The organism is Pedobacter sp. G11 (genome assembly GCF_003860265.1).
Taxonomy (GTDB): Bacteria; Bacteroidota; Bacteroidia; order Sphingobacteriales; family Sphingobacteriaceae; genus Pedobacter; species Pedobacter agri.
This window is the reverse complement of the sequence record NZ_CP034190.1, coordinates 4,656,063-4,676,757: the sequence shown is the minus strand read 5'-3', so window position 1 is coordinate 4,676,757 and position 20,695 is coordinate 4,656,063. Positions and strand designations below refer to the sequence as shown.

The window sequence follows — 20,695 nt, the reverse complement described above, 5'->3', positions numbered from 1 at the left end:
CTTTCCGGGCAACCGGAACGGGCAGATCAAAATCTGCAATTATCAATCAAAAATATATGTACACATTCAAAAAAGAAGAACGGTTATGTAGCAGAAGATATTTAGATCTGCTATTTAAAAACGGTTCTTCTTTTTTATTATACCCATTTCGTATCTCTTACCTTTTTGTTGATGAAGCTTCAAGTGTTCAGGCACAAGTTGTAATCAATGTGCCAAAGAAGAGATATAAGCGAGCAGTAGACCGCAATCTGCTTAAACGTCGCATCCGCGAAGCCTATCGTCTAAACAAAAAAGAATCTTTTTATACTCAGTTACCTACAGATAAAGGCCTGTTGCTTTTCTCAATACAATTTGTTGGAAAAGAAAAATATGAATTTACTTTTATTGAAAAAAAGTTATTAGCTACATTCAAGCGTTTTAAAACTTTAGTTCTTCCTAATGAAGCTGATCAATAAAATTTTTTCCTGGTTTTTTTTAGGCTTGATCAAGGTTTATCAATATGCCATTTCCCCCATGTTGGGAGCAAACTGCAGATTTACCCCAACCTGTTCGCAATACGGAATTGAAGCGATCCGCAAGCATGGCCCGTTTAAAGGTGGTTGGCTGGCGTTAAAACGTATTGGTCGTTGTCATCCCTGGGGAGCGCATGGGCATGATCCGGTACCTTAATAAATTCCTTCGCTGAATTGGTGGACCTATCATTATGCCTTTCTTCAGAGCGTATTTAGTTTGTAATAGATTTTAATTTCTAGTTAAGATTTTCAGCTTCTAAATCCATTTTACAATTTTTAATATCTTTGCCGCATGGCTACAATACTTCAAATAGAAACTGCTACTCAGGTTTGTTCAGTTGCATTATCAATTGATGGAAAAACGATTTGTGTAAAAGAAGAAATTGGGCAAAATCTTCACGCCAGTAACTTAACACTTTTTATTGAGGATGTAATTCATGCCACTAAACTCACTTACCAAGATTTAGATGCAATTGCCATAAGCAAAGGCCCGGGCTCGTATACTGGTTTGAGAATTGGAGTATCCACCGCTAAAGGTTTATGTTACGCACTAGATAGACCTTTAATCGCCATTGAAACCTTAAAAATGATGGCAGCTGGCTTTATTGCCGAAAATCAATTTTCAGGATTAATATGCCCAATGATTGATGCCAGAAGGATGGAGGTTTACACCGCTGTTTTCGATACTGAATTGAATGCTTTAGAACCTACCTCTGCTAAAATTATTGATGAAACAAGTTTCGCTAATTTGCTGGCAACTAATCAGATTACCTTTTTAGGAGATGGCGCAGCAAAATGCGTAGAAACTTTGCAACAATCTAATGCAAGTTTTAGTGAAGCCAATTTTAACTCAGCGAAATATATGTCATCGTTGGCAAATCAAGCGTTCCAACAATCTGATTTTGAAGATATTGCTTATTTCGAGCCTTTTTATTTAAAAGATTTTGTAGTTACACAACCTAAAAAGAAAGTTTGATTATTTTCTTTTAAAAATTGAAAACAAGTTTTTAAAGAAGCTGCCTTCGTTCTGATCATTAATGCCAGGCATGGTATCGCTGAATTGAGGATGATTTACCACATTCCCGAACTTAATTCCGATACCCATGTAAATCGAAGCACCATTCGGACCCTTACCCACATCTGCAGTACTATTGATGATTCCTCTTGCCTGGTTTACGGTAGAAAATAAATTGTCTGTGCCACCAAAAAGTTCAAAATTAGGTGTTTGGTACTTGCCCTGTAATCCAACCATAAAGATGTTGTTTAGATTATAAGCCGGTGTAACACTGGCAGAGAGATTATTATAATTGAAAGTATTTATAAACGCAATATCTCCACCTTTATAAAACAGGTTTTTAGATACAACGAGCCCGGGTTTGTAAAAACCATAGGTTTTAGAAACATAAACATCAAGCTTTGCGTTTGTAGCTGCCAAAAACTTTTTGCTTTGCTGAGAGAGCAGAAAAATATCTTTAATCTCCTGATTGGTATTTGATCGATTATCGTTTAGGTCTTCGATGAATTTTTGCGTATTCACGGTTGTGCGTTGAGTTCCGCTTCTCCACCAGATAAAACCAAGATCTTTAACATTGGCCATTAAAAACAAGCCTTTTTTGCTGGTGTAATTTGTACCAAAACTAAGAGATAAACCAGGGTTTTTGAAGTTAGGAAAAAATGTTTTTTTATCAACTTCATCTAAATCATAGAAGTTGCTTGAGTAGGTTCCATCTACTCCAATTAATAATGAATTTGTTTCAGGACTGATATACAAATTTGAATGAGCGACATTTAAATCTGTATATACAATTCCACTCAATAAACTCGCCTTGGCACCAAAGGCAAGTCTTTTGTTATAATTCTCTCGGTAAGAAAAACTAAATTGGTGATAAGCTTGCTGATAGCCTTTTGTATTAAATATATCCCTCAGATCGGTATTTGTAGGGAAGCGGGTAAAGGTATCGAAGATAGCAAGGGTTTCATTAGTGTAATCGATGTGCGCATCAGATCGGATTTGCCAGGCAAAACCCATTTCTTTTTGATATTTGTAAGATTTGAATAATCTAAAAGTTGCAACATAAATATTGCTGTTGGTATATAGATTATTGATCTCACCATTACCAATGGATAGGGATTCAGTGTCATAAACTCCTGCCTGAGAAATTCTTCTGATAGAATAAGCTGAGTTGCCTCTGTTTGCAGCATTTGTTCCAAAATAAGGGAGAAAAAAATTAGAAGAGAATTTTCTCGATGAATCCAGCGTAAATGACTTTTGAGATGGATTTTCGAAAGCGTCAAACATGGTTTTTGTGCCAAAAAGCGCATACTGCTGGGCATTTACATTTTTGAAGCTGGCGATAATGACTAAGGCAAGTAAGAGTTTCTTCATGTATAAATTAGGTTCTTTGCAATTTTCTTATTAACGGATACTTAGCGAATCTGGTATTAAAGCTTGTACATATTTGTTTAACAGTACATTAGTGATAAATTTGTTTTGATCAGCAACGAGTTGATAACAAAACGTATCAAAACTTCTTAAGCCACTATCTGCCCGAAGGTGCTTGTAATATTTTAAAGATAGATTATCTCGTAGAATATCGCTCGAATTTTTCAGGTTGATATAATATGTAACATTAGATGTCGACGAAATTTGATTCATGGCATCAAGATAATCAGCTTTCTGAATAAGCAGTTTGTTATTTTTGTAACTATTTAAAAAGGATTGTAAAGTACTGGCGTTGTTAGCCACAACCATGTAGTTATCAATGATGATATAATATGGTCTGCTGAAATGTTTAAAGGCCTCTCCATAATAACTGTAGAGGATATTGGAAGATTTAAAAATTTTAATATCCTCATTGTAATCTGTACTAACATCTAACAAAAGTTGCTTAACTTTTTCTCCGTTGCTAAGTTGAATGGTAGCTAACTTTTCTGTAGTGATTAACTGAAATGTTGCAAACTGATTTTTAGTATAAATCGGGAATATTGAATTTAGATCTGTTCGGTATTGATTTTTAACATCATTAATAATTGATTTTGCTCGATCGCTGTCTTTTATTTGCGTTTGAAAGAGGATAAAATCTTTATACCATGATGGAAAATCTTCAAAAGCATATATGGTGTAATTAGCCGTATTATCTGGTAAGATATTTTGAATATTGGTAACCTGAGCTGCACTCGTTTCAAAAAGTTTCAGATAACTATCTTCATTTTTTAGCGTGGTGTTTCCGTTAAAGAGAATTCGTTCCTTACTGAAATTGTAACTTAATGAAGCAAAACCATTCTGTTTATTGATGAATGCAATATTTCCGTTTAAATTTCCTGACAAGATATTCTTCAATAATAAAGGCGCCTGATTGAAATTAAGGTAAACCTGTGCCAAGGCACTTTTTGCCGCACCACTATGCTCTTTAATATAATCTGTGAATGGATTTTCTGACAGGCGTACAGCTGCATCCTTAATTAATTTTAATGAAGTGGAAAATGTAATTACTCTATCCTTAATCTGCGCATAAGCTGAGATGGTATCGTTCAGGTTAATTCGATATAAATCATCTTTAATTAGTGAAATGTATTTTTTCGACTTGATGAGGGTATTAAGCTTGTTCACATCTTCTTCAGGCTTAATTTGTACAGTTAATAAAAAATTAAGTGATTGGTTCGAATCTGGAAGCAGGCTAATGTAAATGTTTTGATCTTTAATATAACTGTTCAATCCGTTATCATCAATAATCAGTGTTTTTAATTCGGTTAAAAAATTGGTTTTTTCTTCCCCTAACACCTGCTGAACAAGATTTTGAGCGCTTATAATCTCATAAAAACTTTTGTCATTTTGAAAAGATACCACCAATGAGGCATTATTGGTAGCACACTGAAGCGCTAAATCTTTCGCATTATTTTCTTGTCCTAATTTTGAAAAATATAGGTACGTCATGAAAACAATACCGACTAATAAGGCAACTATTAAAATTATGATCTTTTTCATTTGCTGTGCAACAAATTTAATTTATTACATTGATTAGAGCGAAGTTCTATGCCAATTTATTAATTTAGCGATTGCTTCAAGCAAAAATATATGAATAAACGAATTATACTTACTGCTTCTTTTTTTGGTGTAGTGGCTGTTTTACTAGGTGCTTTTGGTGCACATGGCTTAAAGGCTTTAATAGATAACTCATCAATGGAAATTTGGCAAAAAGGAGTTGATTATCAATTCTATCATACTTTCGCTCTTTTATATCTTTCTACTTTTGCCAGGTATAGAAATAAGCTGATCAATATTGCTTACTTCTGTTTCACCTTCGGAATAATTTTATTCTCAGGATCTTTATACCTACTGGCCACCCGGAGTATTTTACACCTAGATTTCATTAATTTAATTGGGCCATTAACACCAATCGGCGGGTTATTGTTCGTATTGGGATGGATCATGTTGTTTTTTGCAGCTTTTAAAGATAAGTAATGGATAGTTTCGGAAATGATATTTTTGCAGAGAGAGAAACACTTTTTGTAGAAGTTATTTTGCCTTTATCTTTGGCGATAAATTATACTTATCGGGTACCCTTCGACTTGAATGACCAGGTTGCAATTGGTAAAAGAGTTGTGGTTCAGTTTGGCAAACATAAAATTTATACTGCATTAATCAGTGGAATATCTACCAAGCCACCTGGAGTATACGAAGCGAAATACATTATTGATATCATTGACGCAGAACCGGTAGTCACCCCAACTCAGTTGAAGTTTTGGGAATGGATGAAGAATTATTACATGTGCAATGAGGGCGACGTCATGTCTGCCGCTTTACCAGCCAGTTTAAAACTTGCAAGCGAAACCATTCTCATTCTTCGCGATGATTTTAATGACGAAATTGCTCTTACAGAAAAAGAAGAAATAATTGTTTCCGCATTAAAAACGCAGGAGAGGCTTACTGTTAATGATGTTTCAAAACTATTAGGACAAAAAACAGTTTACCCGATCATCAACGATTTATTGGATAAAGAGCTTGTTCTGGTAGCAGAAGAAGTTGTACAGAAATACAAGCCCTTATTAAAGTCGTTCGTTCTATTGAATGATTTTTACACGGATCAGGAAAATCTCAAACAATTATTTTCTGTTCTGGAGAGAGCACCCAAACAGTTAGATGCTTTACTTGCTTATCTTAAACTACAAAAATCAAATCTTCCTATTTTAAAAGAACAACTTTTAGAAGAAAGCAATTGCGGACCTGCAGCACTTAAAGCACTTACCGATAAAGAAATTTTTATAGTAATGAAGCGACCGGTGAGCAGGTTGGCAGCTCATGATGAAGCCTTTAATGTAAATTTCCAACTTAATGATGGTCAAAAGGAGGCATTGGTCAAAATTCAAAATGCATTTGAAGAGAAAGATGTGGTACTGCTTCATGGCGTTACCGCTTCAGGTAAAACACAGGTTTACATTAAGTTAATCGAAGAGGTTATTCAGAATACTGATGGCCAGGTCTTATTCCTTTTGCCGGAAATTGCGCTAACAACGCAAATTGTAGAACGTATAAAACGCTATTTTAGCAACGCAATCGGTGTTTATCATTCTAAATTTAATAATAGCGAAAGGGTTGAGATCTGGAATAAAGTAAGAACCGGCGCTTACAAGGTTGTGCTTGGCGCCAGATCGGCAGTTTTCCTTCCTTTTCAGCATTTGAAATTGATTGTTGTCGATGAGGAACATGAACCTTCTTACAAACAATATGATCCGGCTCCAAGATATCAGGCAAGAGATGCTTCAATTTATCTAGCGCACTTGCATCAGGCGAAGGTGATTTTGGGTTCCGCCACACCATCACTGGAAAGTTATTATAATGCTTTGCAAGGTAAATACACCTTGGTTGAAATGAAAGAACGTTTTGGCGGAGTGCAGCTGCCAAATCAACAAGTGGTGAGTATTTCGGAAGAAACAAAAAGGAAAACCATGGTTTCGTATTTCTCCAGTGTATTGATTAAGGACATCGATCTGGCGCTTTCTAAAAAGGAGCAAATTGTCCTTTTTCAAAACCGAAGAGGATATGCAACCATTTTGATTTGTGCTACTTGCGGCTATACGCCCAAATGCGTCAATTGCGATGTAAGTTTAACCTACCACAAAAGTAGCGGTAAATTGCACTGCCACTACTGCGGCTATCAGCAGAGCAGTGTAACTATTTGTCCGGCCTGTGGCTCAGTACATGTCGAACAAAAAGGTTTCGGAACCGAGCGTATTGAAGAAGAACTCAAGTTGCTTTACCCGGATATTACGATTGCCCGTTTAGATATGGATAGCACACGCACCAAAAACGGTTTGCAGCAAATTTTAACTGATTTTCAAGAGAAGAAAACCGACATCCTGATCGGCACACAAATGGTGGCTAAAGGTTTGGATTTTGATAATTTAAGTTTGATAGGCGTTATCAATGCCGATACACTTTTAGGTTATCCTGATTTTAGAGCTTACGAACGCAGTTTCCAACTTCTGGCTCAGGTAGCAGGAAGAGCTGGCAGAAGAGCAGACCAGGGCAATGTATGCATTCAAACTTATGATGCAGATAACCGAATCATTAAACAAGTTGTAAATAATGATTACGAAGGAATGTATAACGATGAGATTGCTGAACGTGAAAAATTTCAGTATCCGCCATTTTCAAGAATGATATTCCTTTACATTAAGCACAAGGATTCTCACGTCTTAGATCATGCTGCGTTGAGTTTGGCAAATATCTTAAAAGCTAAATTCGGTAAAAGGGTTTTAGGGCCAGAGCAGCCACTGATTAGCCGTGTTCGTAACCTTTACATCAAGCAGATTATTATAAAGGCAGATAAACACACTGCAATACAAAAAGTAAAAGATGCTTTAAGGGAAACACTTACGCAGTTTAATGCCACCAAAGAGTTTAAGGGTGTTTTTACTCAGATTGATGTAGACCCGTATTAATTTTTACTGTTGAAGTTGAACTGAATGCCAGCCGAAACAGGATTTAATAAAAATTCCCATTTATTATAGGTATTAACAGTTCTTCCTGCTAAGTTAGGCTGTGTAATATCTTGCTTCTCATAGGAATAATAAAAATCCAAGCTACTTTCTGCAAACACAGATAGATTGGGGATAATATTAATCTTGAACCCCAGTGAAGGTGTCATCACCAATCCATTTTTGCTAGCATCTGCTGATTGACTAGTTGAAGGCACCATTTCATTTGCTGGCGTCAATGTTCCGGTAAATTTGTTTGAACGGTAACCGATGTCGAAAGCGAAATAAGGTTGGATTCTTGAATAATTGAAGTTTTTCTCGAAACCAATTTTAAATGAATAATCAGTTACTTTTCCTTGTGCTATCTCGCAAGTTTCGCAAGTATTTTGAAACATTACATCTCCACTTCTAAAATAATTTCCGCTAATTCTATAGCTAATCTGGTTATCGTTGAATTTAAGCATCACACCATTCCCATACATTTTAGTATAGTCTTGAGTATTCGTTTGATTTAGTATCTTCGGTAGTTGCATCAGGCTGAATGCCCTTGCTGCGATAGAGTAATTATAGTCGGCACTGGTTTGTGCTAAAATATTTGTTGATACGGCTGTGCTTAACAAAAATAAGCCTATTAATACTTTTTTCATATACAGATATAGATTGAGCAGTGTATTTTAGACTTCAAAAGTAGAAATAATTCCTTAATACACAATTAATGTTTAACACTTTGTTTAGAGCCTAACCTTTTAGTTTTGATTTACTGCAAGTTAGGTTAATGTTGAATTCTTTATCTTGTAACAATGTTTAAAAAAGCTAATTTTGAGACTTCATGGCCTATAAATTTGTTGATAATTACCGAGAGCGTGGTGCGAGAAAGAAGTTAGTTGAATTACTGAAATCTCGTGGGATTGAAGATAGGAACGTATTAGAAGCTATAGGCAAAGTGCCGCGTCATTTCTTTTTTGATGAAACATTTTGGAATCAGGCTTACAAAGATATTGCTTTCCCGATAGGAGATGGACAAACCATTTCTCAACCTTATACTGTTGCTTATCAAAGTGAGTTATTGCACATCAAAAAAGGCGATAAAGTGCTGGAAATTGGAACAGGCTCTGGATACCAAACTTGTATTTTAATGGAACTTGGTGCGGAGGTGTATACCATTGAACGGCAAGAGAACATTTACAACAGAACCATTCAAGTTCTACCGGGCATGGGCTACAAACCTACATTTTTTTGCGGTGATGGTTCAAAGGGGATTGCTAAACATGCACCTTATGATAAAATTATCGTAACGGCAGGTGCGCCACTTGTTCCAGAAATTCTACTCAAGCAGTTAAAAATCGGTGGTATTCTGGTTATTCCCGTTGGTGATGAAAAAACGCAAAAAATGGTAACGGTCATCCGCGTAAGCGAAACAGATTACGAAAAAATAGTTTTAGATACCTTTAGGTTTGTGCCACTGGTTGGCGATCAGGCCTGGTAGTGCTTTGCAATTTCAGTTCGAACTAAAGTTAAAATCTTAAAATGGAGACTACACTACCTTTTCATCGCACGATCCAATTCGCGTTTAGTATCTCTATCTTTAATACTATCCCGTTTGTCGAACTCTTTTTTACCCTGAGCAAGGGCAATTTCCATTTTTGCAAATCCACGTTCATTAATGAAAATTCTTAATGGCACAATGGTGTAGCCTTTCTCTTCACCTTTTAAACGTAATTTTCTAAGTTCTTTCTTTTGAAGTAATAAAGCTCGGTCTCTTTTAATATCATGATGGTAAAACGAACTGTGGCTATACTCTGAAACATGAAGATTTCTTACATATAAAATGCCCCCGATAAACATGCAGAATGCATCTGTCATGTTAGCCTTTCCCTGTCTAATCGCTTTAATTTCTGTTCCTAAAAGGGCGATTCCTGCTACATATTTATCTAGTAAATTGTAATCAAAATATGCTCTCTTGTTTTTTATATTGATATCGTTTTTCAAAATTGAAGTATGTTATTGGTAGATAGAATCTACGTGATCTAATTCAGCAAAAATGCTGGGCTGCAAATATCTTAAAATTTGATGTTATAATTTTGTTTTTCTTTATTTCAGCATCAGGTATTGTCAACAAATAAAAAGTTCATCTGTTTGTAAAAGCTAAATGAATTATCAATTGGGTGAAAATTATTATTTAAGTTTGATTTTTTAAAAGTAAATATGAAGTTCAGAATCCTCATTTTAGTGTTATCGCTATTTGTTTCCCTACAGTTAAAAGCTCAACAACCTACGATATTGCCACAGTTCACCTTTTTTAAATTAGATGGTAAAGCATTTTCTAATAAAAATTTGGTTCCTGGTAAAAAAAATCTTTTTATCCTTTTTGATTGTACTTGCGAGCATTGTCAACGAGAAACTAAATTGCTGAATACCAACTACGCCCAGTTTAAGGATGTAAATATTTATATGATCACTCTGGATGAGGCTTATATCATTCCACAATTTTTTAATACTTATGCAAAAGGATTAAATACTAAGCCTAACGTTACGGTTTTGCAAGATAAAAATCAGCTTTTTATTCCTTCGTTTTTGCCGAAAATGTATCCGGCGATGTACCTGTATTCTCCTGCCGGAAAACTTTTGGTTTATAACGCTGGTGATGGTGGAATTAAAAAGCTAATGCCAGCCTTGAAAAAATAATTACCTGATAATTAAAACCGGTATATCTACCTTGTGTCTAACAGAATCTACTGTTGTACCAAAAATTAAATCTTTGAGGCCCTTGTGACCGTGAGCGCCCATTACCAACAGTTCAAGGTTGTTCTTGTTACTAATTTCTGCTATTGACTTTGCTGTACTTCCAAAGCCTATGAAAGGAGTAGAATCATAGCCCAGGTCTTCAAGATTTGTTCTGTATTTTTCCAGGTTTTCGCGATCGCTCTGCGTTTCATGATCCATTACGTCGTTTCCGTGATAACGGGCAGCAGCAGTTTCGACCACATGGATTAAAAAATAATGTGCGTCTTTTCCTCCTTGAATTAAAGCATGGCGAATGGTGTTTCGGTCATTTTTAGAGAAATCAACAGCGATACCAATTTTCGAGTAGCTGATCTTCTCAATTTTCCCAATATCCAAAGCATTTCCATGTGGAACCATTTGACGTTCACGATTCTTTTTCTCAATCACCGGGTGAAAAAACACATACAGCAATAAGAAAACAATAAAAATTAACGCTGGAAAAACAAAAACGTAAATCCACCAGGTATTGGCATCTTTTGCCCAGCCACTTATCTCTTCAATCACCAATTTAACATTTAGTGCAACAATGGCGAAAGCACTTGCCCAGGCCAAAACCTTTACCCAGGTTTTAATGGCGAAGTCTTTCATCAGTTTTTTATCTGAATTGAAATGGATTAGTGGAATCACGGCGAAGCCCAACTGCAAACTTAACACCACCTGACTTAACACCAACAAGCCCCCTAATGCGTCATCGCCGTAATGAAGGATGGTGAAAAATGCAGGGATAATGGCCAATAGGCGGGTAATTAATCTACGTAACCAAGGTTGTATTCTTAAATTGATATGCCCTTCCATAATGATTTGTCCTGCTAAGGTACCGGTAACGGTAGAACTTTGTCCGGCAGCAATTAGTGCGATAGCAAACAGGGCAGGAGCAACATCACCGAAAATATTAGAAAGTAGTTTATGGGCATCCTGAATTTCTGCAACTTCATGCAATCCATTTTTATAAAATGCTGCTGCAGCTAAAATCAAAATTGCAGCATTCACAAAGAAGGCGAGATTTAAGGCGACAGTGGTATCAATCAGGTTAAATTTTAAAGCTTCTTTAATTCCCTTGTTCGTACGCTCTATCTTTCTGGTTTGCACCAATGATGAATGCAGGTAGAGGTTATGAGGCATTACTGTTGCTCCAATAATTCCGATCGCGATATATAGGGCATCGCCACCTAAAACTGAAGGTTCGAAACCCTTAACAACCTCCTTTAGCGAAGGCTCAACAATAAACATTTCCACAAGAAAAGATAATCCGACGATGAAAACCATCGAAACGATAAAACCTTCCATCGCTCTCATGCCTTTATTCAGCAGGAAAAGAAGCAAGATGGTATCAAAAATGGTAATTGAAATGCCCCAAATTAATGGAAGGCCGAAAAGCAATTGCAAACCAATTGCCATACCGATGATTTCGGCTAAATCGCAGGCGATGATTGCCGTTTGCGCCAAGCCAAAAAGAGGGATGTTTGCCCAACGAGGGTAGGCGTGTTTAGAGGCCTGCGCTAAATCCAATCCTCTTACAATTCCCAATCTGGCGCTAAGTGATTGTAGTAACAGCGCAATCAAATTTGACATGAGTAGCACCCAAATCAACTGATAACCAAATTTACTGCCACCTGCTAAATCTGTTGCCCAGTTTCCCGGGTCCATATAACCAACACTAATTAAGTACGCCGGTCCGATAAATGCCAAAATCCTTCTCCAGCCTTTTCGCTTATCGGTACTTACACTTTGATGTACTTCACTTAACGATTCAGTTTTTGCCATTACTGCTAATTAAAATGTGCTTTGCAACTTCTCTACTAATATTAATCTGTTTATCGGCTATCAGAATTTCTACTGAACCATCGAAATCCGTAACATCATTTACTTGAATTTGTTTGCCAAGCGTTAAACCTAATTTTTCTAAGAGTTTCAGAAAAGCAGAACTGTGTTGGCTTACTCCGGTTATCGTTCCCCCGTCGCCAACTTTTAGATCAATTAGTTTAGTAAAATGCGTTTTTGCAAACCGCCCGTTTTTATCCGGTATCGGATCGCCGTGGGGATCTGATTTAGGAAAGCCCAAAAACTCGTCTAATCTTTCAATCAATGTTTCTGATTTAATGTGTTCCAATTCTTCCGCAACATCATGAACTTCATCCCATTTAAAGTTGAGCTTATCTACCAAAAAAACTTCCCAAAGCCTATGTTTACGCACAATATCTATAGCAGCATTTTTTCCTTTTTCTGTTAGCGTTACGCCTTGATATTTTACGTAATCTACATAGCCTTTTTCTGCAAGCTTTTTAATCATATCTGTGACCGAGGCGGGTTTGGTTTGCATTTGCTCCGCTATGGCGTTAGTTTGAACGTTGTTTGAACTTTCTGCCAAATGATAGATGATTTTAAGATAGTTTTCTTCGGTAAAACTTTGCATTTATATTTATCTAATTTTATTTTTAGGTAAATCTAAAAAAAAATCTTTAAAATATATTAGATAAATTTTGTTAAAATATAAAATATAATTTGGTTATGTTTGTGTTCTCAATACCTTTGAATTTATATGGCATCAGAATTAGATAAAATTGATTTTAAAATTTTAAGAATCTTACAAGAGAATGGTAGAATTACCAACTTGCTTTTATCACAAGAAATCGGCTTGTCGCCAGCGCCTACATTAGAACGCGTTCGTAAATTGGAGATGGCTGGTTACATTAAAAGTTACCACGCCCTGGTAGATGAAGAAAAATTGGGATTAGGAATTAAAACATTTATCCAAATTCAGTTAGATTTTCATAAAAACAATACCATTCAAATCTTTTTAGATGAGGTTAATCAGATTAAAGAGATTACTGAATGTCATCATGTAACTGGTCAGGCAGATTTTTTGCTTAAAGTTTATGTGAAAGATATAAAATCATATGAACGTTTAATTATGGAGAAAATAAGCAAAATTTCCGTGGTAAAAACTTTTCAAACGATGATGATTATGTCGACTACGAAAAAAGAGCCTATTGTGCCTTTGGAGTATTAATTGTTTTAACCACCTAAGAAACTATAGAACATCTTAGTCAGTTGTTATAATTGTACATAAATTCGCTAACAAAGGATTTTTTCCCATTCTGTACAATATTAGTACAGTTAAAATTTATTATCAATCCTTTGGGTGCCTTAAGCAGTTTCATGTAGGTTAATATCTGAGCTTCATGTATGGGATGTATTTTCTCAGCTGATTTTATTTCTAAAATTAGACAGTTTTCAATATATAAATCTGCTCGTAACGCTGTATCGAGTAGTACATCTTTGTAAGTGAATAGAACGGGTTGTTCTGAAGAATAATGGATATTTTGTAGCTGCAGTTCTCGTGTAAGACATTTATGATATATACTTTCCAATAGACCTGGACCTAGATTTTTGTGCACCTCTATGCAGGCACCTGTAACTCTATACTCTAAATTATCAATAAAGGATTTGTTTTTCATAAAAATCATCTAAAATGCTATGTTATCGGGGATGATTTTTTGACATTTACTAAGATGTTCTAGGATGTCTTAGATGGTAAATTTAAATGTAAGTTATTAATAATTCCTGAGATTTCTCCTGCATTTTGATAAACCATAAAATGTGTTCCATTTTCGATCACGAAATCGGGCTTAGCTGATTTTGAGTATAAAATTCTATCATTTGTGCCATGAATGTGGTATAAATTATCTGGCCTAACGCTATTTCTCCAGCTCAAAATACTAATGATAGCCCACTTTAAAAATCCAGAATCAGTATCAGCTATAATTTTGCTGAGTAATTGCTTTTCACTACTTGATTTTGTTCCAAAAAAGAAATTTTGGGTAAGCCAATTTGATGATTTGATCAACCAGGAAGGAATTAATTTGACTAACTGAAGTTTACCAGCAAAGCGATAAAGCAAGGGTAAATCCTGGCTGTATATTGTACTAGATATGATAATGGTAGAACAAGGCTTTAAAAGTTTAGAGATTTCCACTGCAATCATTCCCCCGAAAGAAACACCTACAATTATAAAATCATGCGAAACATCCATTATAGAACTCAACCTTTTAGCGTAATTGCTTAGCGATTCATTTTTGATAGGGGCGATCCATTCGATGTTAATGACTTCCATTTGAGGATCAAGTTTCAATCTCGAAAATATCCTTTTGTCAGCGCCTAAGCCGCTAATAAAATAAGCTTTCATCTTAAGCTGGCAAATTCCAGTCGATAGGCGCAAGGTTATTCTGGATCAACAACTGATTAGCTTTGGAGAAATGTTTTGATCCAAAGAAACCATTGTATGCTGAAAATGGAGATGGGTGTGCCGCGGTTAATACATAATGCTTTTTCTGATCGATTAATGCCGCTTTTTGTTGTGCATACTTTCCCCATAGCAAGAATACCAGATGCTCCCTTTTGATAGATAAGGCTTTAATAATTTCATCGGTGAAAACCTCCCACCCACGGTTTTGATGCGATGCTGCTTCTGAAGCACGAACAGTTAATGTAGCATTCAAAAGCAGCACACCTTGTTCAGCCCAATATGTTAGATGGCCATGGCTTGGCGTTATAAAACCTTCAATGTCTGTTTCCAATTCTTTATAAATATTCTTTAAAGATGGAGGTACTGCTACACCACGCTGAACTGAAAAGGATAAGCCATGTGCCTGACCAGCACCATGGTATGGATCTTGACCAAGAATAACAACTTTAACCTGATCAAAAGGTGTAGTATTTAGTGCATTAAAAATATCAGCGCCTTTCGGGTAAACCGTGGTGCCGTTCTGCTTCTCTTCCTGAAGAAAAGCCTTTAGGCTTTTCATATAATCTTTCTCGAATTCGTCTTCTAAAACGGCTAACCAACCTGGTTCTAATGCAGCTGACATAATTTATTGTATTATGGATATAGTTTATGTATTAGCTATTAACTAATGAGCATAAAAAAATGTTTACGATTTCTTTTGGTAAATGGCTAACAGGTCTCCCTCAAGGGTTGTTTTTGGATGTTCCACAATTCTGCCCAGTTCCTTTCCTTTTTTATCAAATACAATAAATGTGGGTACACGTTGAATGTTTAAGCCATCAATAATACCATTTTCCGCTTTTTTTGCGCCATCTACTGCGATAATTTCAACATTTTTTTCCTTGAACTGAAGGTTATCTAAAACTTTGAAAAAGTTTGGAACATTCACTTTGCTATCGCCACACCAGGTTCCGAATACAATTTTAATTTTCTCTTTTTTGACCAGTTTTTTTAATTCGATCATTGTTGCAGCATCAGGAACGTAAGCTGCATAAAGTGGATCATACATTTCCTTAAATTCCGGAAAAGTAGTAATGCCCTCTCTGGTACAAACGTTAATAAGAACATCTTTATTTCTGGCCTGATCGTGGATTTTTTTATTTACTTCTTGTGCAGAAACATTCATGGCGATTGCGATTAAAGTAATTGATAAGAGGATTTTCATATTAATTAGATGAATTGTTTAAACTGTGAAATTTTTAATGAAATTATTATTTTAAAATCTAATTTCTGCCATTTAAAAACGATATTTGCAAAAAAAAATAATTAGAATAAATTTTTATGCCAAATATTATCAGATTAATTGCGGGGTTTGTTTTACTGGGTGGCGCAGTTGCTTTATTTGTTTTCGGTTTCTGGCCTTGGGGAATTGTGGCCATCTTATTAGGGTTAATTGTGTTGGTTACTTATTTCTTTAATGAGAACATGCTTTTAGCACAATGGTTTCTTCGAAAAGATAACATGCCTAAAGCAAAAGCTTATTTAGATAGAATTACAAATTACGAGAAACAGTTAATTAAAGTGCAGCATGGCTATTATAATTTACTTGTGGGTTTAATAGAAAGTAGAACTGCACCTTTAAAATCAGAAAAATATTTTAAAACTGCACTGAACTTAGGGATGCAAATGGAACATAATGTTGCGCTTGCCAAATTAAGTTTAGCGGGTATTGCAATGGCAAAACGTAACAAACGTGAAGCAACTATGTATCTTGCCGAAGCTAAAAAGGCAGATAAAAATAAACTACTTGCCGATCAAATCAAACAAATGAAAGATCAGATGGGAATGATGGACAAGCAACAACAAGTTCGTTACAGGTAAGATAAAATTAATAGAAACACCAGAAAGCCGGGAAATCCCGGTTTTTTTTATGAAGCGTATTTCGTAACTAAGTAATAATCTAAAATTTAATTTAGACGAGTCGAAATTTTTAGGTATTTTGGGGATTTACTGATCCTTTAAAATATTTATGGAATTATATTATTCATTCTCCGTTCTCATCGTACTTGCTTCATTTTTTTCTTATCTCAACCTGCGATATTTAAAACTTCCTTCTACCCCATTGGAATCATGATTATTGCCATGTTAAGCTCCATCGTTTTGGTGTTTACAGGCAGTTTATTTCCTAAAACCTTTGATCATTTTTCTACGCTGCTTCAAGATGTTGATTTCACGGAAGTATTGATGGGCGCCATGCTGAATTTTTTATTATTTGCGGGGGCCATTCATATCAACCTGGTTGATTTGCGAGAACAAAGGGCACCAGTAATCATATTCTCAACTGTAAGTGTGGTAATTTCAACTTTTGCGGTTGGTGCTTTGCTGTTTTACGTCACGCCGTTGTTTGGCTTTCAGATACCCTTTATCTACGCTTTGTTATTTGGTGCATTAATTTCACCAACGGATCCTATTGCAGTAATGGGTGTTTTAAAAGATGCTAACGTTAAAAAATCGTTGGAAACCAAGGTTGCGGGCGAATCGCTGTTTAATGATGGTGTAGCGGTAGTAATTTTCGCTGTAATCCTTCAACTGGCGCAAGGCAGTGATATCGACTTAAGTTTTACCAATATTTCCTGGTTACTCATTAAAGAAGCGCTTGGCGGCTTTTTGTTAGGAACACTTTTAGGTATAGGTGCCTCAAACGCCATGCGGAAAATTGATGATTACAAAGTTTCTGTTCTGATTACTTTATCGGTGGTAATGGGTGGATATCTAATTGCTCATTCCATTCATATTTCTGGTCCGCTAACCATGGTAGCGGCAGGGATAGTGATTGGAAATTATGGTAAACGTACGGCAATGTCGGCTGTGACTAAAGATTACCTGAATAAATTCTGGGAATTGATTGATGAAATTTTAAATGCCATCTTATTTCTATTCATTGGTTTTGAGTTATTAATCATCCATAACATTACTGATTATTGGTTAATTGGAATCTGCTGCATTCTTATTGTACTTTTTTCCCGGTTCCTGTCGATTTATATTCCGGTAAGGCTAATTCCTTTTAAAAATAAGTTCAGTAGCGGCACTATAAAAGTTCTGGTTTGGGGAGGCTTACGTGGCGGTGTATCTATTGCGCTTGTATTATCAATGGATGAAGGCCCATACAAACCTTTATTGGTCGGAATTACTTATTTTGTTGTTGTATTCTCTATCATTGTTCAGGGTCTAACTGTTGGCAAGCTGGCTAAAAGAGTACTTTCTGTAGAAGAAGTTTAAAGATCACTTTTAAATCATTCAAATATTTTTTGATCGGCGTTGTGTCTTATAAGCACAGGTTTAAATGCATAAACCTGATAGAACGGCTATACTTTTTGTTGCAATAACATTAATTGTTAAAGTTACGGACACAAAAAGATAATAGTGATAGCAGGGCTGACTTCTAGATGAGCAGCAGGTTGCTTTTCAAAATATTAAAACCAAAATGGATTTGCTTTTGTAGTATTTAAAAAATCTACATTATGGCAACATCACAAGAAGGAAGTACTAACAATACTCAAGAAGAAGACAATATTAAGGATTTAGGTGGCAATGACGCCATTGAAAAACTGCGTGATTTAGCAGGGAAAGCAGAAAGTTGTTTTTTTTGCACTAATATTAAAACCGGAGTACCGTTATCCGTTCGGCCTATGGCTATTCAACAGGTTGATGATGAAGGTAATATCTGGTTTATGAGTATGAAAGATAGTCACAAAAATGATGAGATTTCTTCAGATCCATTTACGCATTTACTTTTCCAGGCGGGTGCACATTCGGGATTTGTAAATATTTATGGCATTTCGGAAATCAGCAGAGATCAGGCTAAAATTGATGAATTGTGGAGCCCTTTTATTAAAACCTGGTTTCAGGGTGGCAAGGAAGATCCAAACATTACCCTGATTAAGGTAATTCCATCCGAAGGTTATTATTGGGATACTAAAAATGGTACTGCCGTAGCTTTCCTTAAAATGGCAGCTTCTGTGATTACCGGAAAAACAATGGACGATTCTGTTGAGGGAACGTTGGATATTGATTAGTAAGTGAAAGTTTAGGGTTAATAGTATTTATTTGTAATTTTTAACCTACTTATCTTCCAAACTGTCGTAACCTTCCAGTTCTTCTCTTTGAGATCTTTTGCTGAGGATATCATCTTCTTCAACTTGCGCTCTGGAGAAGAACAACGCTTCGGCCTGAATTCTTTTTATCAGTTGGCGAACCAGGGTTAAATCAAATGCATCTTTACTTAATTTGATGCAGTATTCTCTTTCGTTAATTTCTAAACTTGAAGTATTCATAGGTAATTGTATTTATTTTCAATTACCGTAAATATAGAAAAGGCTTGCTAAACAATTGTTGGCAAGCCTTTTAAGTTTATGTTATGTTTTTGTTAACCGATCTATTTATGTGACAGAAATAAGCCATCATCTGTTTTAGATACTTTCAAAATTCCCTTTCCTGTTAGGGCTTTTAATGTGATATCCCATTTTTTATTGCTCCAGTCTGACAGTTTTGCTTTTACGTCTGTTAAAAGTAATTGTTCGCCTTCGGTTACCAACCCAAATAATTCTGTTTCTTCAGCTGTTAGCTCTATTTTCTTTTTTTCCGGGCGCATCTGCGGGAAGAACAATACTTCCTGAATGGTGCTTTGATTAGTCATTAGCATCACAATTCTATCAATACCAAAGCCCAGGCCTGAAGTTGGAGGCATACCATATTCTAGCGCACGAACGAAATCATCGTCCATTGCCATAGCTTCTGCATCCCCACGGTCAGCTAATTTAAGCTGATCTTCAAAACGCTCTTTTTGATCGATTGGATCGTTCAGTTCTGAATATGCATTTCCAATCTCTTTACCATTCACAAATATTTCAAAACGTTCTACCAAACCTTCTGATGAACGGTGTTTTTTTGCCAATGGAGTCATTTCGATTGGATAATCTGTAATAAAAGTCGGCTGAATTAAATTCGCTTCAACTTTTTCACTGAAAATTTCATCTACTAATTTACCGCGACCCATCGTTGAATCGGTTTCAATTCCTAAAGATTTGCAGGTTTCAATCAATTCCTCTTCAGTCATAGCTGAAACATCAATTCCGGTGTATTTTTCAATTGATCCATACATGGTTAATTTTTCGTATGGGCCTTCGAAATTAATTTCATTTTCTCCAACCTTAACTACAGCAGAACCGTTGGTTGCAATGGCTACTTTTTCTAAACATTCTTCCACCATCGCCATCATCCAGATATAATCTTTATAGGCTACATAAATCTCCATTGAAGTATATTCCGGATTATGTGTCCGGTCCATCCCTTCGTTACGGAACATTTTACCGAATTCATAAACACCATCGAAACCAGCAACAATTAAGCGTTTTAAATACAATTCATTCGCTATACGCAAATAAAGTGGCATATCTAAGGTGTTATGATGCGTAGCAAACGGACGAGCGGCTGCACCACCGTGAATAGGTTGAAGGATAGGGGTTTCAACTTCCATCCAGCCCTGGTTATCAAAGTAATTACGCATACTGTTAATTACTTTACTGCGTTTGATGAAGATTTGTTTGTAATCTGGGTTAACCGTTAAATCTACATAACGCATTCTGTAACGCAATTCCGGATTAGTAAACCCATCATATACATTTCCTTCATCATCACGTTTAACAATTGGAAGCGGACGAAGAGATTTTGCTAAAACTTTAAATTCCGTAACGTGAATAGAAATTTCGCCGGTTTGAGTTGTGAAAACATAACCTTTGATGCCGATGAAGTCACCAATATCTAAAAGTTTTTTAAATACAGTATTATATAATGTTTTGTCGTCGCCTGGACAAAGCTCATCTCTTTTTAAATAAACCTGAATACGAGCAGTAGAATCCTGAATTTCAGCAAAGGACGCAGCGCCCATGATATTTCTACCCATGATACGACCAGCTAAACTTACCGTTTTATAAGCCGTTTTATCCTTTTCGTAGTTTTCTAAAATATCTGCAGCACTTACATTTACTTCATATGATTCTGCAGGATAAGGCTCAATGCCTAATTCGCGTAATTGTTTTAGCGACTCACGTCGTAATATTTCTTGTTCTGATAATCCTATACTCATTTCAGGTATTTTTTGCAAAAGTAAGAATTTTGCAAGAGGTTTAATAATAGT

General features: G+C 35.8%; 23 protein-coding genes. 11 read left to right on the top strand and 12 right to left on the bottom strand.

Annotation, left to right across the window (positions count from 1 at the left end):
- Positions 1-56: 56 nt before the first annotated feature.
- From EA772_RS20090 to tsaB, 3 genes are all read left to right on the top strand, one after another.
- Positions 57-455: a ribonuclease P protein component gene (locus tag EA772_RS20090; protein WP_039842483.1), complete on the top strand. Its 399-nt coding sequence runs from the start codon at positions 57-59 to the stop codon at positions 453-455.
- On the top strand, positions 439-669 hold the full coding sequence (gene yidD / locus EA772_RS20085; RefSeq protein WP_010601721.1) for a membrane protein insertion efficiency factor YidD: 231 nt from the start codon (positions 439-441) through the stop codon (positions 667-669). The genes EA772_RS20090 and yidD overlap by 17 nt, the downstream gene beginning before the upstream one ends.
- A 135-nt stretch (positions 670-804) precedes the next feature.
- Positions 805-1,488 (top strand): tRNA (adenosine(37)-N6)-threonylcarbamoyltransferase complex dimerization subunit type 1 TsaB, encoded by a 684-nt coding sequence (gene tsaB, locus EA772_RS20080; protein ID WP_124914691.1) that lies wholly within the window; start codon positions 805-807, stop codon positions 1,486-1,488.
- Here the strand turns inward: tsaB and EA772_RS20075 are convergent, their stop codons facing one another.
- Entirely contained in the window at positions 1,489-2,898 is a 1,410-nt protein-coding gene (locus tag EA772_RS20075) for a DUF5723 family protein (RefSeq protein WP_124914690.1), read from the bottom strand.
- Positions 2,899-2,928: 30 nt separating this feature from the next.
- Positions 2,929-4,497: a hypothetical protein gene (locus EA772_RS20070; protein WP_124914689.1), complete on the bottom strand. Its 1,569-nt coding sequence runs from the start codon at positions 4,495-4,497 to the stop codon at positions 2,929-2,931.
- Positions 4,498-4,587: 90 nt separating this feature from the next.
- Between EA772_RS20070 and EA772_RS20065 the strand changes: the two genes are divergently transcribed.
- Together EA772_RS20065 and priA are read left to right on the top strand one after the other, a co-directional pair.
- Complete coding sequence (locus tag EA772_RS20065; protein ID WP_010603106.1) at positions 4,588-4,974, top strand: DUF423 domain-containing protein; 387 nt, start codon at positions 4,588-4,590, stop codon at positions 4,972-4,974.
- A complete protein-coding gene (gene priA, locus EA772_RS20060) occupies positions 4,974-7,454 on the top strand; it encodes a primosomal protein N' (RefSeq protein ID WP_124914688.1) in 2,481 nt (826 codons plus the stop codon). The genes EA772_RS20065 and priA overlap by 1 nt, the downstream gene beginning before the upstream one ends.
- Here the strand turns inward: priA and EA772_RS20055 are convergent.
- Entirely contained in the window at positions 7,451-8,137 is a 687-nt protein-coding gene (locus tag EA772_RS20055; protein ID WP_010603104.1) for a hypothetical protein, read from the bottom strand. The genes priA and EA772_RS20055 overlap by 4 nt on opposite strands.
- A gap of 182 nt (positions 8,138-8,319) precedes the next feature.
- On the opposite strand from EA772_RS20055, the gene EA772_RS20050 reads away from it, so the two are divergent.
- Positions 8,320-8,976 carry a protein-L-isoaspartate(D-aspartate) O-methyltransferase gene (locus EA772_RS20050; protein WP_124914687.1) on the top strand — a complete coding sequence of 219 codons (657 nt, stop codon included), beginning with the start codon at positions 8,320-8,322 and terminating at the stop codon, positions 8,974-8,976.
- Between the two features lie 53 nt (positions 8,977-9,029).
- Here EA772_RS20050 and smpB read toward each other — a convergent pair whose 3' ends face one another.
- The gene (gene smpB / locus EA772_RS20045) at positions 9,030-9,479 is read right to left on the bottom strand and encodes an SsrA-binding protein (RefSeq protein ID WP_010603102.1); all 450 of its coding nucleotides are present in this window, start codon (positions 9,477-9,479) and stop codon (positions 9,030-9,032) included.
- Positions 9,480-9,695: 216 nt separating this feature from the next.
- On the opposite strand from smpB, the gene EA772_RS20040 reads away from it, so the two are divergent.
- Positions 9,696-10,175 carry a redoxin domain-containing protein gene (locus tag EA772_RS20040; protein WP_010602069.1) on the top strand — a complete coding sequence of 160 codons (480 nt, stop codon included), beginning with the start codon at positions 9,696-9,698 and terminating at the stop codon, positions 10,173-10,175.
- On the opposite strand, the gene EA772_RS20035 is transcribed toward EA772_RS20040, so the two are convergent.
- Together EA772_RS20035 and EA772_RS20030 are read right to left on the bottom strand one after the other, a co-directional pair.
- On the bottom strand, positions 10,176-12,038 hold the full coding sequence (locus tag EA772_RS20035; protein ID WP_124914686.1) for an Nramp family divalent metal transporter: 1,863 nt from the start codon (positions 12,036-12,038) through the stop codon (positions 10,176-10,178).
- Positions 12,025-12,687 (bottom strand): metal-dependent transcriptional regulator, encoded by a 663-nt coding sequence (locus EA772_RS20030; RefSeq protein ID WP_124914685.1) that lies wholly within the window; start codon positions 12,685-12,687, stop codon positions 12,025-12,027. The genes EA772_RS20035 and EA772_RS20030 overlap by 14 nt, the downstream gene beginning before the upstream one ends.
- Positions 12,688-12,813: 126 nt before the next feature.
- Here EA772_RS20030 and EA772_RS20025 point away from each other — a divergent pair, with 126 nt between their 5' ends.
- The gene (locus EA772_RS20025) at positions 12,814-13,284 is read left to right on the top strand and encodes an Lrp/AsnC family transcriptional regulator (protein ID WP_010602066.1); all 471 of its coding nucleotides are present in this window, start codon (positions 12,814-12,816) and stop codon (positions 13,282-13,284) included.
- A gap of 37 nt (positions 13,285-13,321) precedes the next feature.
- On the opposite strand, the gene EA772_RS20020 is transcribed toward EA772_RS20025, so the two are convergent.
- The 4 genes from EA772_RS20020 to EA772_RS20005 all read right to left on the bottom strand — a co-directional run bounded on the left by EA772_RS20020 (position 13,322) and on the right by EA772_RS20005 (position 15,724).
- Positions 13,322-13,732: a GxxExxY protein gene (locus EA772_RS20020; protein WP_246834001.1), complete on the bottom strand. Its 411-nt coding sequence runs from the start codon at positions 13,730-13,732 to the stop codon at positions 13,322-13,324.
- Between the two features lie 59 nt (positions 13,733-13,791).
- On the bottom strand, positions 13,792-14,460 hold the full coding sequence (locus EA772_RS20015) for an alpha/beta fold hydrolase (RefSeq protein ID WP_124914683.1): 669 nt from the start codon (positions 14,458-14,460) through the stop codon (positions 13,792-13,794).
- A gap of 1 nt (position 14,461) precedes the next feature.
- The gene (gene ung / locus EA772_RS20010) at positions 14,462-15,142 is read right to left on the bottom strand and encodes a uracil-DNA glycosylase (RefSeq protein ID WP_124914682.1); all 681 of its coding nucleotides are present in this window, start codon (positions 15,140-15,142) and stop codon (positions 14,462-14,464) included.
- Positions 15,143-15,205: 63 nt separating this feature from the next.
- Positions 15,206-15,724: a thioredoxin family protein gene (locus tag EA772_RS20005; RefSeq protein WP_124914681.1), complete on the bottom strand. Its 519-nt coding sequence runs from the start codon at positions 15,722-15,724 to the stop codon at positions 15,206-15,208.
- A gap of 116 nt (positions 15,725-15,840) precedes the next feature.
- On the opposite strand from EA772_RS20005, the gene EA772_RS20000 reads away from it, so the two are divergent.
- The 3 genes from EA772_RS20000 to EA772_RS19990 all read left to right on the top strand — a co-directional run bounded on the left by EA772_RS20000 (position 15,841) and on the right by EA772_RS19990 (position 18,575).
- Positions 15,841-16,380 (top strand): DUF2892 domain-containing protein, encoded by a 540-nt coding sequence (locus tag EA772_RS20000; protein ID WP_124914680.1) that lies wholly within the window; start codon positions 15,841-15,843, stop codon positions 16,378-16,380.
- Positions 16,381-16,641: 261 nt separating this feature from the next.
- The gene (locus EA772_RS19995) at positions 16,642-17,778 is read left to right on the top strand and encodes a sodium:proton antiporter (protein WP_246834000.1); all 1,137 of its coding nucleotides are present in this window, start codon (positions 16,642-16,644) and stop codon (positions 17,776-17,778) included.
- A 242-nt stretch (positions 17,779-18,020) separates the two neighbouring features.
- Positions 18,021-18,575, top strand: coding sequence for a pyridoxamine 5'-phosphate oxidase family protein (locus EA772_RS19990; RefSeq protein ID WP_010602059.1), 555 nt, complete (start codon positions 18,021-18,023; stop codon positions 18,573-18,575).
- A 45-nt stretch (positions 18,576-18,620) separates the two neighbouring features.
- On the opposite strand, the gene EA772_RS19985 is transcribed toward EA772_RS19990, so the two are convergent.
- Both EA772_RS19985 and lysS read right to left on the bottom strand, forming a co-directional pair.
- Positions 18,621-18,833 (bottom strand): hypothetical protein, encoded by a 213-nt coding sequence (locus EA772_RS19985; RefSeq protein WP_010602058.1) that lies wholly within the window; start codon positions 18,831-18,833, stop codon positions 18,621-18,623.
- A gap of 101 nt (positions 18,834-18,934) precedes the next feature.
- Positions 18,935-20,644 carry a lysine--tRNA ligase gene (gene lysS, locus EA772_RS19980; RefSeq protein WP_124914679.1) on the bottom strand — a complete coding sequence of 570 codons (1,710 nt, stop codon included), beginning with the start codon at positions 20,642-20,644 and terminating at the stop codon, positions 18,935-18,937.
- Positions 20,645-20,695: the final 51 nt, after the last annotated feature.

What these genes read in the sequence shown, in the direction of transcription:
- EA772_RS20090 (WP_039842483.1), top strand. Translation starts at nt 57, where the DNA reads ATGTACACATTCAAAAAAGAAGAACGGTTATGTAGCAGAAGATATTTA.
- yidD (WP_010601721.1), top strand. Translation starts at nt 439, where the DNA reads ATGAAGCTGATCAATAAAATTTTTTCCTGGTTTTTTTTAGGCTTGATC.
- tsaB (WP_124914691.1), top strand. Translation starts at nt 805, where the DNA reads ATGGCTACAATACTTCAAATAGAAACTGCTACTCAGGTTTGTTCAGTT.
- EA772_RS20075 (WP_124914690.1), bottom strand. Translation starts at nt 2,898, where the DNA reads ATGAAGAAACTCTTACTTGCCTTAGTCATTATCGCCAGCTTCAAAAAT.
- EA772_RS20070 (WP_124914689.1), bottom strand. Translation starts at nt 4,497, where the DNA reads ATGAAAAAGATCATAATTTTAATAGTTGCCTTATTAGTCGGTATTGTT.
- EA772_RS20065 (WP_010603106.1), top strand. Translation starts at nt 4,588, where the DNA reads ATGAATAAACGAATTATACTTACTGCTTCTTTTTTTGGTGTAGTGGCT.
- priA (WP_124914688.1), top strand. Translation starts at nt 4,974, where the DNA reads ATGGATAGTTTCGGAAATGATATTTTTGCAGAGAGAGAAACACTTTTT.
- EA772_RS20055 (WP_010603104.1), bottom strand. Translation starts at nt 8,137, where the DNA reads ATGAAAAAAGTATTAATAGGCTTATTTTTGTTAAGCACAGCCGTATCA.
- EA772_RS20050 (WP_124914687.1), top strand. Translation starts at nt 8,320, where the DNA reads ATGGCCTATAAATTTGTTGATAATTACCGAGAGCGTGGTGCGAGAAAG.
- EA772_RS20040 (WP_010602069.1), top strand. Translation starts at nt 9,696, where the DNA reads ATGAAGTTCAGAATCCTCATTTTAGTGTTATCGCTATTTGTTTCCCTA.
- EA772_RS20035 (WP_124914686.1), bottom strand. Translation starts at nt 12,038, where the DNA reads ATGGCAAAAACTGAATCGTTAAGTGAAGTACATCAAAGTGTAAGTACC.
- EA772_RS20030 (WP_124914685.1), bottom strand. Translation starts at nt 12,687, where the DNA reads ATGCAAAGTTTTACCGAAGAAAACTATCTTAAAATCATCTATCATTTG.
- EA772_RS20025 (WP_010602066.1), top strand. Translation starts at nt 12,814, where the DNA reads ATGGCATCAGAATTAGATAAAATTGATTTTAAAATTTTAAGAATCTTA.
- EA772_RS20020 (WP_246834001.1), bottom strand. Translation starts at nt 13,732, where the DNA reads ATGAAAAACAAATCCTTTATTGATAATTTAGAGTATAGAGTTACAGGT.
- EA772_RS20015 (WP_124914683.1), bottom strand. Translation starts at nt 14,460, where the DNA reads ATGAAAGCTTATTTTATTAGCGGCTTAGGCGCTGACAAAAGGATATTT.
- ung (WP_124914682.1), bottom strand. Translation starts at nt 15,142, where the DNA reads ATGTCAGCTGCATTAGAACCAGGTTGGTTAGCCGTTTTAGAAGACGAA.
- EA772_RS20005 (WP_124914681.1), bottom strand. Translation starts at nt 15,724, where the DNA reads ATGAAAATCCTCTTATCAATTACTTTAATCGCAATCGCCATGAATGTT.
- EA772_RS20000 (WP_124914680.1), top strand. Translation starts at nt 15,841, where the DNA reads ATGCCAAATATTATCAGATTAATTGCGGGGTTTGTTTTACTGGGTGGC.
- EA772_RS19995 (WP_246834000.1), top strand. Translation starts at nt 16,642, where the DNA reads ATGTTAAGCTCCATCGTTTTGGTGTTTACAGGCAGTTTATTTCCTAAA.
- EA772_RS19990 (WP_010602059.1), top strand. Translation starts at nt 18,021, where the DNA reads ATGGCAACATCACAAGAAGGAAGTACTAACAATACTCAAGAAGAAGAC.
- EA772_RS19985 (WP_010602058.1), bottom strand. Translation starts at nt 18,833, where the DNA reads ATGAATACTTCAAGTTTAGAAATTAACGAAAGAGAATACTGCATCAAA.
- lysS (WP_124914679.1), bottom strand. Translation starts at nt 20,644, where the DNA reads ATGAGTATAGGATTATCAGAACAAGAAATATTACGACGTGAGTCGCTA.